This is a genomic window from Paraburkholderia sp. MM5477-R1, from assembly GCF_050436385.1.
GTDB lineage: Bacteria > Pseudomonadota > Gammaproteobacteria > Burkholderiales > Burkholderiaceae > Paraburkholderia > Paraburkholderia tuberum.
Genome location: NZ_JBNDMC010000003.1, coordinates 583864 through 599349 on the forward strand (window position 1 = coordinate 583864; position 15486 = coordinate 599349).

Annotated in this window: 15 protein-coding genes; 2 read left to right on the plus strand and 13 right to left on the minus strand. The window is 62.8% G+C overall.

The window, feature by feature from the left end; genetic code table 11:
- Nucleotides 1–5 precede the first annotated feature (5 nt).
- From OKW35_RS05985 to OKW35_RS06000, 4 genes are all read right to left on the minus strand, one after another.
- Complete coding sequence (locus OKW35_RS05985) at nucleotides 6–1145, minus strand: polysaccharide biosynthesis/export family protein (RefSeq protein WP_429551487.1); 1140 nt, start codon at nucleotides 1143–1145, stop codon at nucleotides 6–8.
- Between the two features lie 40 nt (nucleotides 1146–1185).
- Complete coding sequence (locus tag OKW35_RS05990) at nucleotides 1186–2571, minus strand: undecaprenyl-phosphate glucose phosphotransferase (RefSeq protein WP_184062192.1); 1386 nt, start codon at nucleotides 2569–2571, stop codon at nucleotides 1186–1188.
- Between the two features lie 55 nt (nucleotides 2572–2626).
- Complete coding sequence (locus OKW35_RS05995) at nucleotides 2627–4228, minus strand: sugar phosphate nucleotidyltransferase (protein WP_429407281.1); 1602 nt, start codon at nucleotides 4226–4228, stop codon at nucleotides 2627–2629.
- A 90-nt stretch (nucleotides 4229–4318) separates the two neighbouring features.
- A complete protein-coding gene (locus OKW35_RS06000; protein ID WP_184062422.1) occupies nucleotides 4319–5314 on the minus strand; it encodes a helix-turn-helix domain-containing protein in 996 nt (331 codons plus the stop codon).
- Nucleotides 5315–6190: 876 nt separating this feature from the next.
- Here OKW35_RS06000 and OKW35_RS06005 point away from each other — a divergent pair.
- Nucleotides 6191–6340, plus strand: coding sequence for a hypothetical protein (locus OKW35_RS06005; protein WP_176109418.1), 150 nt, complete (start codon nucleotides 6191–6193; stop codon nucleotides 6338–6340).
- Here OKW35_RS06005 and OKW35_RS06010 read toward each other — a convergent pair whose 3' ends face one another.
- The 9 genes from OKW35_RS06010 to OKW35_RS06050 form a co-directional block, all read right to left on the minus strand.
- Nucleotides 6341–7843, minus strand: coding sequence for an MFS transporter (locus OKW35_RS06010; RefSeq protein ID WP_184062194.1), 1503 nt, complete (start codon nucleotides 7841–7843; stop codon nucleotides 6341–6343).
- A 61-nt stretch (nucleotides 7844–7904) separates the two neighbouring features.
- Nucleotides 7905–9152: a CaiB/BaiF CoA transferase family protein gene (locus OKW35_RS06015; protein ID WP_184038399.1), complete on the minus strand. Its 1248-nt coding sequence runs from the start codon at nucleotides 9150–9152 to the stop codon at nucleotides 7905–7907.
- The gene (locus tag OKW35_RS06020) at nucleotides 9149–10165 is read right to left on the minus strand and encodes a hydroxymethylglutaryl-CoA lyase (protein ID WP_429551488.1); all 1017 of its coding nucleotides are present in this window, start codon (nucleotides 10163–10165) and stop codon (nucleotides 9149–9151) included. Before OKW35_RS06020 ends, OKW35_RS06015 begins: the two co-directional genes overlap by 4 nt.
- A 244-nt stretch (nucleotides 10166–10409) precedes the next feature.
- Nucleotides 10410–11303, minus strand: a complete 894-nt coding sequence (locus OKW35_RS06025; protein WP_429356671.1) for a LysR family transcriptional regulator — start codon at nucleotides 11301–11303, stop codon at nucleotides 10410–10412.
- 194 nt (nucleotides 11304–11497) lie between these two features.
- A complete protein-coding gene (locus OKW35_RS06030; RefSeq protein ID WP_429356670.1) occupies nucleotides 11498–12001 on the minus strand; it encodes a lysozyme inhibitor LprI family protein in 504 nt (167 codons plus the stop codon).
- Nucleotides 12002–12074: 73 nt separating this feature from the next.
- The gene (locus OKW35_RS06035) at nucleotides 12075–12242 is read right to left on the minus strand and encodes a glycoside hydrolase family protein (protein WP_409259510.1); all 168 of its coding nucleotides are present in this window, start codon (nucleotides 12240–12242) and stop codon (nucleotides 12075–12077) included.
- A gap of 565 nt (nucleotides 12243–12807) precedes the next feature.
- On the minus strand, nucleotides 12808–13737 hold the full coding sequence (locus OKW35_RS06040; RefSeq protein ID WP_429551489.1) for a 3D domain-containing protein: 930 nt from the start codon (nucleotides 13735–13737) through the stop codon (nucleotides 12808–12810).
- A gap of 2 nt (nucleotides 13738–13739) precedes the next feature.
- Complete coding sequence (locus OKW35_RS06045; protein ID WP_429407289.1) at nucleotides 13740–14171, minus strand: hypothetical protein; 432 nt, start codon at nucleotides 14169–14171, stop codon at nucleotides 13740–13742.
- A gap of 149 nt (nucleotides 14172–14320) precedes the next feature.
- The gene (locus OKW35_RS06050) at nucleotides 14321–14473 is read right to left on the minus strand and encodes a hypothetical protein (RefSeq protein WP_429551490.1); all 153 of its coding nucleotides are present in this window, start codon (nucleotides 14471–14473) and stop codon (nucleotides 14321–14323) included.
- A gap of 121 nt (nucleotides 14474–14594) precedes the next feature.
- Between OKW35_RS06050 and OKW35_RS06055 the strand changes: the two genes are divergently transcribed.
- Nucleotides 14595–15242, plus strand: a complete 648-nt coding sequence (locus OKW35_RS06055) for a LysE family translocator (protein ID WP_429551491.1) — start codon at nucleotides 14595–14597, stop codon at nucleotides 15240–15242.
- The last annotated feature ends 244 nt before the right edge of the window (nucleotides 15243–15486 follow it).

The following is a 15486-nucleotide window of genomic DNA, read 5'->3' on the forward strand; positions in this document are numbered from 1 at the left end:
AAGCGTCACTTCGACACGACGACTCCCGTCACCGCCGCGTTGATCGCGGGCAACAGCAGGTTCAACACACGGTTGAAGCGAACCAGACCGCCCTGACCGACGTACACGATGTCCTTCGGCTGTAGCTCGAACTGGTTCGCGAGCAGCATCGCCACCGGCGAGGTCGCATCGAGGTGATAGATCTGCGGCGAGTCGCTGGTCGAATTGCGGATCACGAACAGCTGCTGCCCCGAGGCGGTATTCGAGTCGAAGCTGCCGCCGTCGGAGATCGCCTGCGACAGCGTCAGCGAGCCGTTGCGCAACGGCAGCACCGTGGCCGGCTTGTTGACTTCGCCCATCACGTAGACGCCGCTGTCTTCGCGCGCGTTCACGCGCACGGTATCGCCCGGCTGCAGATAGATATCCGACGGATTGCGGCCGCGCTTGACGAGGTCGTCGATGTTCAGCCTATAGGTCTTGCCGTCGCGGATCAGATCGACCCGGCTGCGATCCGCTGTCGTGTTGAAGCCGCCGCTCAGGCCGATCGCGTTCGTCAGCGACAGCGGAATGTCGTTGATCGATTGCGTGCCCGGTGTGCGCACTTCGCCGTCGATATACACCGTCGCGTTACGGAACGACGCGACGCGCACCGTCACCTCGGGCTTCTGATAGACCTTGCTCAGCCGCGAATACAGCTCGCGCTGGATCGTCGCGACGTCCTTGCCGGCGACGTGCAGGTTGCCCGCGTACGGAAACTGGATGTCGCCGTTCTCGTCGATCAGGAAGCCCGGAATTGCATCGGAAGGGCGCGAGGTCGTCGGCGGCTGTCCCAGCGCGGCCGCGAGTTCCGGGTGATCCCACACGACGATCTGCAGCACGTCGCCGGGGCCGACCCTGTACATGGCCGGCTTGCCGAACAGACCCGTCGTCGTCGGCGGCAACACCGAGGCAGTCTGGTCGGCATTCATCTTCTTCAGCAGTTCCAGATTGATATCGGTGATCGGAATCTGCTTCTGCTGCGAGCCTTCGGTACTGAATTCGCCACCCGTGTCCTGAATCGCGGCCGGCGTGACCATCCGTTGTCCCGGTACGATCTGACATCCGGAAAGCAATGCTGCGCTTGCGAAAACCACAAGACTTCCTGTGCGAAAACCAAGTGAGCTCATGATCTTTACTCCTTCGCCCCGAGGCGTTGTTATCGACTTTCTAGTAAGCGTTTCGATGCACCAGTCCGGCGACAATCGTCGCGCCGATGATCCGCATGTCGAGTGCGAACGACCAGTGACCCAGGTAGTACAGGTCATGTTCGACGCGACGCTCCATCTTCTCGATGCGGTCGGTTTCGCCACGGAAGCCGTTGATTTGCGCCCAGCCCGTGATTCCCGGTTTGATCCGGTAGCGATTGATATAGCCCGCGACCACCTTCTGATAGAGGTCGTCGTGCTCGAGCGCATGGGGACGCGGTCCTACGACCGACATGTCGCCACGCAACACGTTGAAAAATTGCGGCAGTTCGTCGAGGCTCGTGCGGCGCAGAAACGCGCCCACTTTCGTCACGCGCGTGTCGTTGCGCGTCGCCTGGCTCAAAGTGCCCTTCGCTTCGGTATGCACGCGCATCGAGCGGAACTTGTAGATCGTAAACACACGGCCGTCCGCGCCCTTACGCTTCTGTTTGAACAGCACCGGTCCGCGCGAGGACAGCTTGACCGCGATCGCGATGCCAAGCAGCAGCGGCGCGAGGGCAACGATCGCGGCCGCGGCGAACAGCCGGTCGAAGACTTCCTTTTTCAGCATCGCGTTGGCCGACAGCGGCGAGGCGACCAGATTGATCGCCGGCACGCCGAGCAGATCGACCACGCCACTGCCTTCGAACAGCGCATGGCTGCGCACGTCCGGCATGAAGCGGATATTCACGAGGTCGTCGCGGAACTCGTCGATCAGCGCGCAGATCAGCGGCTCCTCGGACAGCGACAGCATCAGCCATAGCTCGTGCACGTCGTTGGTGCGGATGTAGTCGGCCAGCAGATCGACGCGATCGAACACCGGCACGCACGGATTCGTCACGCCGGAGTCGTCCGGGCGCGTGTTGTAGACGGCGGTCGCGCGAAAGCCCGCGGTCGGCGCCGACTCGATGCGGCGCAGGAGCGCATCGCACTGCGAACCGCTGCCGACGATCGCCACCTGATGCAGGTTCATACCCGCGCCGCGCGCCCGCGCGAGCACCGCGTGCGCGATCACCCGATTCGCGATCAGCAGGCCACCCGTCGTCGCGGTCCAGTACGAGAACCACAGCCGCGACACGATATCGATGCGATGCAGCGAGTACATCAGCACGAGCGCGCAGGCCTGCACGATCAGCCACGCGAGCGACACCTGACCGGCGAGACCGAGCTTCGAGCGGCCGCGCCATGATTCGTAGACGCCGAACGCGGGGAAGATCGCGAGCGCGAACGCAGCCGAAAACATCACCAGCGCCCAGTAGAAACCCGACTGGCCGAGATAATCAAAGCGGATCCGCGACGCCACGGTCGCACCCGCCAATACCAGAGCGACATCGAAAATCCGCGCGAGCAGATCCTGAAACTTGCGCATTTTACTTACCTCGTTCTGCCGTTCCTGTACGCAAAAAGGGGCGTGCATGGGCTGCCTACGGGCAGCGGCCGTAGTTGTCGTCAAACCTCACGATGTCGTCTTCGCCGAGATAGGTACCCGACTGGATTTCGATGATTTCGAGCGGCACCCTGCCGGGGTTTTCGAGCCGGTGACGCGTGCCGAGCGGAATGTAGGTCGATTCGTTTTCGCTGAGCAGGAACTGCTCTTCGCCGCGCGTGACGAGCGCGGTGCCGCGCACGACCACCCAATGCTCAGCGCGATGATGATGGAGTTGCAGCGACAGCTTTGCGCCGGGCGTCACGACGATGCGCTTGACCTGGAAGCGCTCGCCGCGATCGATCGAGTCGTAGAAGCCCCAGGGGCGCCGCACCTTGCGATGCGCGTCGGCCTCCGGCGCGTGCTGCGCCTTGATGCGCGACACGAGCCCCTTGACGTCCTGCACATGCGAGCGATCCACCACGAGCACCGCGTCCGCGGTCTCGACCACGACGACGTTCGCGGTGCCGACGCACGCGACGAGCCGCCCTTCGGAATGCGCATAGCAGGACACCGCGCCTTCGAACGCCACGCGGCCGCGCCCGGCGTTGCCGTTCGGGTCCTTCTCCATCGCGGCCCATACCGCGTCCCATGAGCCGAGGTCGGACCAGCCGGCTTCGAGCGGGATCACGACGCCGGGGGGAATGACCGCGGCTCGACTTTGAGCTTGCATATCGTTCTGTGCCGCGCCTTGCGCTTCGACGTTGCTCGCGCTGTCGTCTTGCGCCGGCGCCGGTTCGGTCAAACGCTCCATCACCGCGTAGTCGATCGAATCGGCGGGCACGTCGAGGAACGCGTCGTGCGATGGCCGGAATACGTCGCCGTCCTGCTTGCCGCTCGCGAACGCGGTTGCGCACGGCGCATGCATGTCGGGCCGCAGCGCCGCGAGCGTGTCGAGCCACACGCGCGCACGCACGATGAAGATGCCGCTATTCCACCAGTAGGTGCCGGCCGCCAGGTATTGCCTCGCGATTTCCTCGGCGGGCTTCTCGACGAAACCGTCGATCGTGTGGCCGCCAGCGGCCAATGCCGCGCCGATCCGGATATAGCCGAAGCCGGTGTCGGCACGCGTCGGCGGCACACCGAGCGTCGCAATCGCGCCCTCGCTCGCGTGGTGCGCCGCGCACGCTAGCGCGCGCTGCAGGGCAGGCACGTCCGCGATCGCGTGGTCGGCCGGCATCACGATCAGGATGGCGTCGTCGCCGGCCGCGCACGCGAGCGATGCCGCGAGCGTCAGCGCGGGCGCCGTGTCGCGGCGCGCGGGCTCGACGATCAGACGCGCGTCGACGCCGTTTTCATGCAACTGTTCGGCGATCACGAAGCGATGCTCCTCGCCGCACACGACGATCGGCGAAGCGTCGACGCTCCAGCCCGCCGGGAAGCTCTCGAGCCGCCGCGCGGTCGCCTGCAGCAGCGAGTCGGAGCCGACCACGTCGATCAGCTGCTTCGGAAAGTTTTCGCGCGACACCGGCCAAAGCCGCGTGCCCGAGCCGCCCGCGAGAATGACCGGGACGATGTGCGCGCAGCGCGCGCCAGCAACCCCGGCGCTTGCGCCGTTCGGCTCGACGGATCGGGCGCTCACACCTGCCTGCGTCAACATATCGGGAATCCTTTTCGATCTGCAAGGTACGACGAACAACGGACCCGTCCCCGCCTGTCACGCGCGGTTACCGGGCTGGCTCCGTCGGTGCTACTCGCCTGCCATGCGGCGGCTTTGAATCCTGAACTCGGTCGGCGAAATCCTCATCCGCTTGCGAAACACTTTCGCTAGCCGGTCGCCGTTGCCCATCCCGGTGCGCCGGGCGATCTTGTCGACCGGCAATTCCGATTCGGTCAACAGGCTGCACGTCACCGCGAGGCGCTCGTGCAACAGGAAACTCGACGGCGTGATACCCATTTCCATCTTGAAGCGGCGCAGAAAGTTGCGCTCGCTCATCGCCGCGAACTGCGCGGCATCCGCAATCGAAATCGCCTGCTGGCAGTTTTCCTGCAGCCAGCGCGCCGCCGCGCGAACCTTGTCGCCGGGACTCATGCCGCCGTCCTCGCCGAGCAGCGGCGCGAGGTTCGTGCACGAGTCGGACAGCAGCCGCTCGGCAGCCGAGCGCGCGGTCGCGTTGCCCAGATCGCGCTTGATCATCGCGAGCGCGCTGCGCATCGATTCCAGCCGGTCGTTAAGGTCGACGACGCCCTGCTCCGCCGAGCCCGCGCCAATTCTGGCCAAGGCCGGCTGGTGCGGGTCGCTTCCGTCCTTGTCCTCGGGCAGGGCCGCCGCGTCGAGCACCGCGCGCCCTTCGGCGATCGGCCGGATCATCGAGGTGTTGCGACGCACGCGCCGCAGCCATCCAAGCAGACGCTCATCGCGCGCCGCCGACGCCGCGCCCTTGCCGCCCGCCACATAGAGCGCGTCGAAGCCGCCGTAATGGCGCGCGTCGAGTCCGTCGGTCCAGACGCGCAAACCCGACGACGAAATCACCATGCCGCCGCCGGCGGACAAGAACGATACGTCGTACAGCCACGCGCCCGAACCGGAAGTGGCGAGTTCGTTGGCAGCCTGGAACACCTCGGCGATCACGCCCGCCCCTTGCAGCGAGCAGTCGTTGAACAACAGAATCGCGACACGACGCACGCCCTTGTTCGGAGCATGCACCCAGCGCAGCATTGCAGACTCGAGACTCGCGCAGGTCATAGTCATCCTCTCGACAGAAAACGATCTACTACACCTTTTACGATCACGCACAATGCGAACTCCGCGCAGTGCATCATAGCGACGGCCTCCGGCGCTCTGCCGTCATGTCCGAAAGTGCAGACATATTGGCACTATGAATACGTGATCGGCCAGTGCAATTCGGCACAATACCGAAACGACCGTCTTTTCACTGGATTAATCGTCTAACCGCATATGGTTGAATATGCACTCGCAAATCTTAATGCAATTTAAAAAATGAATGCGTACGCCAGCGCACACTGCGCGGCTACTCGAAAAGCGGCGTGTCCCGCTTTATATACCCCCCGAGGCGGCATTTGAAAAGAGATTTTTTGCCGGAATTGGCTATCGATGAGTGAAAACCCCCGGCCCTACCAAGCGGGTCCGGCTGTCGACAACTTCCCCTGACGATCCGCGCAAGCGCCGCGCAACCGACCCTTCGCCCGTCCAATGGAAGCACTCAACGCGCCAGAACAGATTATTTAATCTATTTTTTATTGATGACGGGAATATTAACGTGGCGATTAACGTTTCAAACCTGAAACAAGGATATCGGACGACTTTAGCGCCCCCGCAATAGATGGGCCAATGGCGGAATAAGTCGGGTGCGAGCGGGTGCATTTCCGCCAACCGATTGCGGAAATGGACTACGAGGTTTCCGCAAAGGGGCTTGGGGACAGCGAACGAAGTCCGCCATCCCCTATGCAACGACTGTGACACCCGTCGAGAACGCGCCGCGTAATGGCACGACGCGACGATAGTTCGGCGTCGCCTGACAGGTTTACGGCGGGCAAGCGCACATAAAAGTGGTTCTGAACGGGGTACGATGCCCCCGACAAACGCGCTGGACCCGCACACATGAACGGCATTTCATGGATCACGCTGATACTTGCCACGATGATCGGCGGGTTCCTGTTCGCAATGATCGGCGTGGTGCTGCTCGCGCTGCTGCTCGGCAACGTATCGGACCGGCTGTCGAGCAACGACGAGACTCGCCAAGACTCCTAGCTACTTCGAAAGATCCTCGAGCGCGACATCGCGCGTCTTCGGTCCCAGCGTACCGATCGCGACCATGACGATCGCCATTGCCCCCGAGATGAACACGAACACGCCGTTCACGCCGAAGCGACCGAGGCAGGCGGCGATCACGAACGCCGAGAACATCGCCGAAATCCGGCTCCACGAGTAAACGAAGCCGACCGCGCGCGCGCGGATGCCGGTCGGAAACAGTTCGGCCTGGTACGCGTGATAGCTGTATGAAATGATGTTGCCCGCGAGCACGAGGCACACGCCGAGACTCACGAGCAGCACCGTCTCGCGCGCCTGGCTGAACGCGAGTCCGCACACGACGTTGACCGCCGCCATGCAGACGATGACGGTCTTGCGCTCGAAGCGATCGGCGATCAGCAGCCCCAGCAACGGCCCGAGCGGCGCCGCGATCGCGATGATGCTCGCGTACATCAGACTCGTCGTCACCGTGATGCCCTGCTTCATCAGCAGCGTCGGAATCCAGTTCGCGAAGCCGTAGTAGCCCATCGTCTGGAACACGTGAAAGATGATCAGCATCAGCGTGCGCCTGCGATACGGCGGCACCAGCAGATCGCGAAACGCCGCCCGCGCGCGCACCGGTTCGGGCAGCGCCGGCTCGGGCAACGGCAGGCCGCATTGGCGCCGATACTCGCGCGCGACGCGTGCTTCGAGACGCGTCATCACCGCGTCGGCTTCGTCGAGGCGGCCTTTTTGCGCGAGCCAGCGCGGGCTCTCCGGCAAGCCGCGGCGAATCCACCACACCACGATCGCGCCAATCGCGCCGATCAGCACGACCACACGCCAGCCGTCGAGACCGAACAGGCGTTGCGGCACCAGCAGATACGACAGGAACGCGACGATCGGCACCGCGCAGAAGCCGACCGCCTGCGAGCACGCCGAAGCGCGCCCGCGAATGTGCTTCGGCACGAGTTCGGAAATATACGTGCCGATCGTGACGATCTCGACGCCGATGCCGACTCCCGCGATAAAGCGCCAGCAGTTCAATCCGAGCGCCGTGTGCTGGAACGCCATCACGACGTTGGCCGCCGTGTACCACAGCAGCGACCAGGTGAAGATCGCGCGCCGGCCGAAGCGGTCGGCGAGAAAGCCGCAGGCCGCCGTGCCGATGAACAGGCCCGCGAACAGCGCGGCGATGAAACTCGCGACGCCGCTCGTGCCGAACAGGCCGCGCGTCGTGGCCGTCAGCAGGCCGCTGTGCACGAGTCCCGGCGCGATATAGCCGGAGTACATCAGGTCGTAGAGTTCGAAGAACATGCCGAAGCTCAGCAGCATCACGAGCTGCCAGATCGTGCGGGTCGCGGGTAGCCGGTCGAGCCGCGCGGAAATGCGCGCGCCGTCGAGCGCGATCGCGCCGGCGCGGTCCGAGCCTGCCGCATCCGCGCCCGCGTCCGTGGGTGAGCCGTCGAGCGCGCCGGCATCGCCGAGCGCCGTTGAGTACATCGCCTGATTCGACGATTTCATCGTCTGTCTCCAGAATTATTGGTCTATTGCCCGCTGCAGCGGGTCAAGCGCGGCACGACGCTCACGCAGCCGCGCGCGGCGCCCGCGATTGCACGCCACCGCCGAGCTCCGCGATCCGCGCGTCGTCGAACCCGAGTTCGCGCAGCACCTCGACGGTGTGCTCGCCGATCTTCGCGATCGGCCGACGCGGCCCGAGACGCGCACCGTCGAGCGAAATCGGCAGCAACGGCATCGCGGTTTCGCTGCCGTCGTCGAGCGTCAGCGGCACGAGGCCGCCACTCGCGTTCAGGTGCGGATCGTCGAACAACTCCTCGGGCTTCGTGATCGACGCGAACGGAATGTGATTGCGCTCGAACAGCGGCACGAGTGTCGCGCCGTCGAGACGGCTCAGGCTTTCGCCGAGCGTCTGCAGCAGCCAGCCGCGCGCGAGCACGCGGTCGTTGTTGGTCGCGAGGCGCGCATCGGCGAGCAGATCGTCGCGTTCGAGAATCGCGCACAGCGCGCGCCACTGCGCGTCGCCGGTCGCGGCGATGAACATCTGCTCGCCGTGCGCGAGCGTAAACACGTCGTAGACGGCCCAGGCGCTGATGCGCTCGGGCATCGGCGCGGCGGCCACGCCGGTCGCCGCGAACTGCTGCATGTGCTGCGCCGAGAGCAGCACGCAGTTCTCGAACAGCGCGCTCTGCACCTCCTTGCCGCGGCCGCTCGCGTGCCGTTCGTGCAGCGCCGCCAGCACGCCGATCGCGCCGAACATGCCGCCCATGATGTCGTTGACCGAGCTGCCCGCGCGTAGCGGACGGCCCACCGGACCGGTCATGTACGCGAGGCCCGCCATCATCTGCACGACTTCGTCGAGCGCCAGACGATGTTCGTACGGACCATTGAGAAAGCCCTTGTGGGACACGTAAATCAGCCGCGGATTGCGCTCGCGCAGCGTCGCGTAATCGAGGCCGAGACTCGCCATGCGGCCGGGTTTGAAGTTTTCGACGAAGACGTCGGCGCTATCGACGAGTTGCTTCAGCGCGGCGAGACCGGCTTCACTGTCGAGATCGAGCGCGACGCTCTTCTTGTTGCGATTGAAGGTGCGGAAAAAGCCCGCGCCGGTGCCGAGCAGCCGGCGCGTGCTGTCGCCGCGCGGCGGCTCGACCTTGATCACTTCGGCGCCGAGGTCGCCGAGAATCATGCCGCAGGTCGGACCCATCACCATATGCGACAACTCGATCACGCGGATGCCCGCGAGCGGCAAGGTACCCGGCTGCGGCGAGGACGTCGACGACGAAGCTGAAGTAGCGGAGGAAAGCGGAGTCATTGCGGCACCTGCGGAACGGAAGAATGGAGACAATGCAAAGATTCGGCGTAGCTCGCGGAGTCGCGCGCGACCGCTTGCGCGTGCGCGAACTGTTTCGGCAATCCCGCTCGCGCGAGATAGCCGTACAGCGGCTCGCCCGGCAGCGCTTGCGCCAGCACCGCGCGCGATGCGAGTAGCCGCGCGATGTCGATACCGGTGTCGTAGCCCATGCTGTGAAGCATGAACACGAGGTCTTCGGTATTGACGTTGCCGGTTGCGCCCGGCGCATGCGGACAGCCGCCGAGACCAGCCAGCGACGCATCGAACTCGCGGATCCCGTGCTGCAGCGCGACCAGCGTGTTGGCGAGCCCGAGGCCGCGCGTGTCGTGGAAATGCAGCGAGCGCAGCCTGTCGCCCGCGACGTCGCGCACCAGCTCGATGACCTCGCCAACCTGACGCGGCGTCGCTTCGCCGGTCGTATCGCCGAGCGCGATCGCGTCGGCGCCGGCCTGCACCGCGGCGCGCGCGATCGCGGCGATATCCGCGTACGGCACGGCACCCTGCAGCGTGCAGCCGAACACCGTCGACAAACCGGCGATCAACTCGACGCGGCGCCCACCTGCCGGGGGCGCGCCATCGATCAGCTCGCGCATCGCGGCGAACGCGTCGATCATCTCGGCGGGTGTCTTGCGCACGTTCGCGGCGCTATGCGCGGCGCTCACCGAGATCGGCGCGACGATGCGCTCTACGCCAGCCTCGAGCGCGTGCTGCGCGCCCTTCAGGTTCGGCACGAGCGCGCTCACGCTGAGATCGTCGTAGCTACGGGCGTGGGCGACTACGTCGGCGGCGTCCGCCATTTGCGGCAGCAGCTTCGCCGGCACGAACGACGCGACTTCCATGTGGCGCACGCCGGCCGCGTAGGCGGCGTCGATCCAGCGCCGCTTGTCGTCGGTGGACATGATGCGGGCAATGCTTTGCAGACCGTCGCGCAGACCGACCTCGGTCACGACGACGCGCTCGCGGGTTTCATTCATCGGTTGGAATCCTGGTCGTGGACGCGGGCTTCAGAGGCCCGTTGGATGGAAGTGATGCGCTGACTGGATCACAGCGTGCCCGCGTGACGACGCGCGGCAAAGTCTGCTTTGACGAAGCACACCATCGCCGCTCGCGATGGCCGCTCAGGCCGATGGCGCGGGCGTTGGCGCTCGCCTGGGTGAAATGCTTAGGGGTTTGTCTGGGGAGGTGGCGAAGCGCGGGTGACGAAGTGCGTCGCCCGTCTTATCTGGCGCTCAGCAGATGTTCGAGCAATCGCGCGGCCGCCAGCGTCAGCGCCGCGCGATCGCGCATGCAGATCACGAAGCGCCGCGCGGCCCACGCCTCGCGCAACGGCACGGCGACGATGCCGTACTCGTCGGCCGCATGGCGCGGCAGCGCCTCGCGCGGCAGGATCGCGACCGCGAGACCCGCCTGGATGAAGCGATAGGCGGCGTCGAAAGTCGATACATAGGTGCGGTAATTCAACTCGCTGCCCTTCTCCAGCGCGATGCGCTGCATCAGCGCGTTGACCGACGCATTCGATGCGAGCCCCAGATGATCGAACCCGAGCGTCTGCTCGAAGCCGATCTGCGCCTCGCCCGCGAGCGGATGCGCGCGCGGCACGATCAGCGCGAGATGGTCGGCGCGATACGGCAACGTGTCGAGACTGCCGAGCGGCACCGTGTCGCGGCAGATGCCCAGATCGGCCACACCCTCTTCGAGTCCGCGCACGATGTCCGCGCTGACGCGCTCCTCGACGTCGACGCGAATCGCCGGATTCGCCTGCAGAAACGCCGACAACGCCTCGGGCAAAAACTCCACCATCGACGACACGTTGGCGAGCACGCGCACATGCCCACGCGCGCCGGCCGCATACTCGCTGAGTTCGGCCTGCAGGCGTTCGTGGCCGCGCATGATGAGCCGCGCGTGGCGCAACAGCGCTTCGCCGGCGGCGGTCGCGCGCACGCCGCGCTGGCTGCGCGACAGCAACGCGACATCGACGAGCGCTTCGAGATCGGCGAGCCGCTTGCTGACCGCCGACGGCGCGATGAACTCACGCTCGGCCGCGCGCGCGATCGTGCCTTCCTCGCACACGGCGATGAACAAGCGCAGCGTCACCTGATCGATTTGCCACATCGGCGCAGCGGATTTGTGGGTTGGGGGTGGGGGGAATTATGGTTGATCGTGGAAGGCCGTGGAGGATTTCTGTCGCTTGCGGTGCGGCTCGAACCACGGCTTGCCGTGCAAAGCAGTGCAGAAACAAGCACGTTGACGCTCGAATGGAAAGCCCGCAAAGCGGGGCGACTTGTTTGAGGCGCGGTTGCCTTCCGTTAGTCTTCCGTGCTCTTCAGATCGCTTATCCGCCCTTTCGTTATGCGCGCCATGCAATCCCAAAACGTCATATAACGCACCGACGCTTCGCCTAATGAATAGCTCTCAGCGTAACACTGGTTGTCGCGATACTCGACCCATGCCCTTTGTCCTTTCTCAAAGTAAGGCAATGCAACAGGATTGTTATCGACCTTCAAATCAACATCGCCTTTCCTCAACTCAGTTTCCAACGATTTAATCGTGGAATTCAATTCTGCGTAAATTTGTTCGAAATTCCTGTGGCTGCACGCAGCGATATCGGCGGTTGCCGCGTGCTCACCGGTCTTGCAAAGACGGTCAATTTCCTCGCGCAATTTTCCAGAAAAATAAACCGATGATGGCGCTGCTTTTTTGTAGTCGAACTGCACCGAGTAAATTGTTTTGCTCAGCGCAGTTGAATCAAGAAAATTAAACATCGAAACCATGATAAGCCGCACAGCAAGCATTCTAGTGGGACGCATCATATACACCTTCAGAGAACACTCCAGCCTCCGTTTCCCGGCGTTGACGCAAGCTCGAGGAACAGCGAAATCTTTTTTATGTAATTCGGAATATTTCGGCAGTCACCTGATTTTCGCGATGCGTCAATTCGTCCGCAGCATGGTCTGCTACAGCATTAAAAGAAACACTCACCAATGCATCGTACACGTACTGAAACAACGGTACGTGCACTTTTGCATTGATGGCGCGTTCTGTTCGCCTCAAGTCCTTTCAAAAACTCTCTGGCGTGTTGACTGATACTGCTCTGCCCAAGGTGCAGATTGTCTTCCGGCAAGACAAGATGGAAGGTCCCACAAAGCGGGCCAACGATTGCGGTCATAGGATGCGCAAGCTATTGTGTTTGGGCTGGCTCGACTTCAATAGAGTCCAGCGTTTCCGTAATCGAAGTGGTTCCGCGTAGATCGCTACCGGTTATTTGCCGACGGTGGCGATCAAAAAACTCCGTTTTAGTATCAATTACAAGAGTAACAGGAGTGTCGCCACGCGGACTATGCCAGATAGCCTGGAATCTGTATGGTCCCATTCGCGCGCCGCCCATATGGGGCATTGTCGGACTATTTATTCGGATCCCCCATCCCGTATCCGTAACCGAAAACGATTGCAGTATAAATTCCTTAAATTGGGGGCGATCCTTCAGCATCGGCACGATGTAATCGTTGAAGCTAATCGACCCGTCAGCGTAGACAGTCGGAACAAGCAACGTACAAAACAACCCGGCGCTGAGTCTATGTGCTAAGCGTTGTTTACTCATAACTCTATTCCTCGACGGTCATCCAATATACTTAACTTTGCGCTGCGTATTGTTTACCGCCCCATGCTCCCAAGCGGACTGGACAACGGCGCCCGCACCGACGAAATTGTCGATGTGATGGCCGGTAATCGCGCTGCCAGTATCATCGGCGAAGCGTCTGCCGACGATCTCTATTTCGACTTGAGCGTGCTTCGGTATGACGTTAGGATCAACCGCTATCGAACGATTCTCCGTAACCGGTCCGAATGCGCCTTGCACTGAATCCGTGTAAGAGAAGGCTACGCCATCCGGGTTGTTGAGATAGTCGCGATTGCCGTGACTATTTCTATGCCAACCTGAATTCACCTGTATTGGTCGAATATAGCGCCCGTTAGATGCTTTACCGGTTCCCTGCATGACAACGCCTCGCGCGCCATAGAGAAAATCGCGCTTGTGTTGATCGTTGGTTCCGCGAGCAATCACAATTTCACCTGTAAAATCCTGTTCGAAGCAAACGTGATACCCCGTAATAAGAAACGTGCTCTCGTACCATGCGTCCTTGAACCTCAAACGCAGCGGGACCGAGGTTATATCTTCGTCAGCTACGGTGAGTGTCAAATCCCCGGGTTCGCGCGATTCGAGAATAACCGTCGCGCAACCGTCTAAATCGGTCGGACCTGAAATCCGTATTGTGTCGCCCGGACGGCTGCTCCTGATCGATAGGGCACGCCCGAAAACCGAATCTCCTCGACGACTTTTCACTGCGGCCTGGATAGCCAGACGGTACAGAATCTTTCCGTGCATCACACGCGAGGATGAGGGAATGATAGGCAACTTGTCACCATAACTGTTGTCTGGAATATTCCACGACAACAGGTTCGCTGCAATCCGAACTTCAACGCATGAGTTCGGGTTCGTGTTTGTACACGCGGTGTCGTGAACCGTTAGCCAATCCGGACTTTCCGGCATTCCTATTTCTCCAATTGAAGTTTGAGGCTTGCCGTTCCGCGAGTAACTACGCGCACAGTGTGTCCGCTCTGGCTTGTGGTTCCCGTTATCACCCGTTTACCGTCAACGACAATTCTGTAACGCACGTTGGCGAGGGGTTGGCCATCGCTTTTTTTGAGCACGTAATACTCGTCGTGAGTGCGAATTTTCGACGTCAGCGCTGAGGCCGCCGTGCGACCGCGGCAATCGCACGCCCATGCATAACCCAGGGCGTCGGCCATTTCGTAACCGTTCGAATACGACCGAAGCCTATCCTGCGGAAACCATTCGCCAGTTTCGACGTTCATCGCCATTGCAGACGGCATTGGCGGGAAGTTTGCGTATATTGAATAGGTGACACGACAAACTTGGCACTCTTCCTCGCCCGCGGCACCTGCCTGTTTCTGTTGTCCCATTTGACCTCCTTTGATTTTCCAGAAAACACCCGGCAAATTAAGCATCTAAACGGGGGCACGGTCAATGATTTTAATTTGAGACAAAAACTTCATTGACAGATATTAACGATTGCTCTGGCCATCTCATTTTTAGGCGAATTTTCCCGATATCACGGCCAAAAAAAAAGCGGCATTGAGCCGCAATGCCGTTCAGTTAAGCAACTGAGCGGCATTTTTGTTTTTCTGACAAAAAAGCCGTTGTAAGCGAGCGCGGCGATGTCAGCTTTCATCGCCATGCTGGCCGATCCGCTGAAGCGTGTCATCGCGCGTCGAGTCTCACCCATCCCCGCCCTTGCCCGCGATTTTCGGGATGGCTATGCTGGCGGGTGCGCCGGCTGCCCGCAGGCGACCGCCCCAACCAGAACAACGCTCGAGAACCTGCCCATGTCCACCACCAGTCTGTTTTTCACGGCCGCCGGCGTCGGCCTCGCGATCGCCGCGCCGGTCGGCCCGATGGGCATGCTGTGCATCCGCCGAACGCTGAGCGGCGGTCCGCGCGCGGGACTCGCGATCGGCTTCGGCATCGCCAGCGGCGACGCGGCCTACGGGCTGATCGCGGCGCTCGGCCTCGTCGGCATTTCTCAGTTCATGCTCGCGTACGACCGCCCGCTGCATCTGCTCGCGGGCCTGTTCCTGCTGTATCTCGGCGTGCGCGCGCTGCTGCAGAAGCCGCCCGCTGAAACCGCCGACGGCAATGGCAACGGCAACGGCAAGCTCGCGCAGATCGGCCGCGCCGGCGCGCTGCGTGCGTACGCGAGCGCGCTGCTGTTGACGCTGACCAATCCGCAGACCGTCATCATGTTCGCGGCGCTATTCACGACGCTCGCGCCACGCGGCGCGTTCTCGCCGGCCATCGCGCTGACGACGGTCAGCGGTGTGTTCGCCGGCTCGATCGCGTGGTGGTGCTGTCTGGTGACCATGGTGTCGCTCGCGCGTCATGCGATCGGCAGCAGGCTACGCGTCGCGATCGATCGCGTGGTCGGCTTCACGCTCGCGGCGTTCGGCGTCGTCGAAATCCGCCGCGCGCTCTGAGCGGCACCTCACACGCCATGCGGCACATCAGCGCCGCACACGCGGAACGCAGCCCGCTGCCAGCCGCGACGCGCTCCCCCTAAACAAGTGCCGCACGCCGACGCGGCAGTTTTGCGACAATAGCGCCTTTCGCCGCTGAGGCGCCGGCCGACGCGGCCGTGCAGCGCACCGCACGCCGCCGCACCCACCCGCCCCGGCGCCTACGCCGGTCTTGCCGCCCAACCCTTCACCCGCGCTGCGTCAG

Coding starts and splice junctions, on each gene's coding strand:
- OKW35_RS05985 (WP_429551487.1), bottom strand. CDS start 1,145: ATGAGCTCACTTGGTTTTCGCACAGGAAGTCTTGTGGTTTTCGCAAGC.
- OKW35_RS05990 (WP_184062192.1), bottom strand. CDS start 2,571: ATGCGCAAGTTTCAGGATCTGCTCGCGCGGATTTTCGATGTCGCTCTG.
- OKW35_RS05995 (WP_429407281.1), bottom strand. CDS start 4,228: ATGTTGACGCAGGCAGGTGTGAGCGCCCGATCCGTCGAGCCGAACGGC.
- OKW35_RS06000 (WP_184062422.1), bottom strand. CDS start 5,314: ATGACCTGCGCGAGTCTCGAGTCTGCAATGCTGCGCTGGGTGCATGCT.
- OKW35_RS06005 (WP_176109418.1), top strand. CDS start 6,191: ATGAACGGCATTTCATGGATCACGCTGATACTTGCCACGATGATCGGC.
- OKW35_RS06010 (WP_184062194.1), bottom strand. CDS start 7,843: ATGAAATCGTCGAATCAGGCGATGTACTCAACGGCGCTCGGCGATGCC.
- OKW35_RS06015 (WP_184038399.1), bottom strand. CDS start 9,152: ATGACTCCGCTTTCCTCCGCTACTTCAGCTTCGTCGTCGACGTCCTCG.
- OKW35_RS06020 (WP_429551488.1), bottom strand. CDS start 10,165: ATGAATGAAACCCGCGAGCGCGTCGTCGTGACCGAGGTCGGTCTGCGC.
- OKW35_RS06025 (WP_429356671.1), bottom strand. CDS start 11,303: ATGTGGCAAATCGATCAGGTGACGCTGCGCTTGTTCATCGCCGTGTGC.
- OKW35_RS06030 (WP_429356670.1), bottom strand. CDS start 12,001: ATGATGCGTCCCACTAGAATGCTTGCTGTGCGGCTTATCATGGTTTCG.
- OKW35_RS06040 (WP_429551489.1), bottom strand. CDS start 13,737: ATGCCGGAAAGTCCGGATTGGCTAACGGTTCACGACACCGCGTGTACA.
- OKW35_RS06045 (WP_429407289.1), bottom strand. CDS start 14,171: ATGGGACAACAGAAACAGGCAGGTGCCGCGGGCGAGGAAGAGTGCCAA.
- OKW35_RS06050 (WP_429551490.1), bottom strand. CDS start 14,473: ATGACACGCTTCAGCGGATCGGCCAGCATGGCGATGAAAGCTGACATC.
- OKW35_RS06055 (WP_429551491.1), top strand. CDS start 14,595: ATGTCCACCACCAGTCTGTTTTTCACGGCCGCCGGCGTCGGCCTCGCG.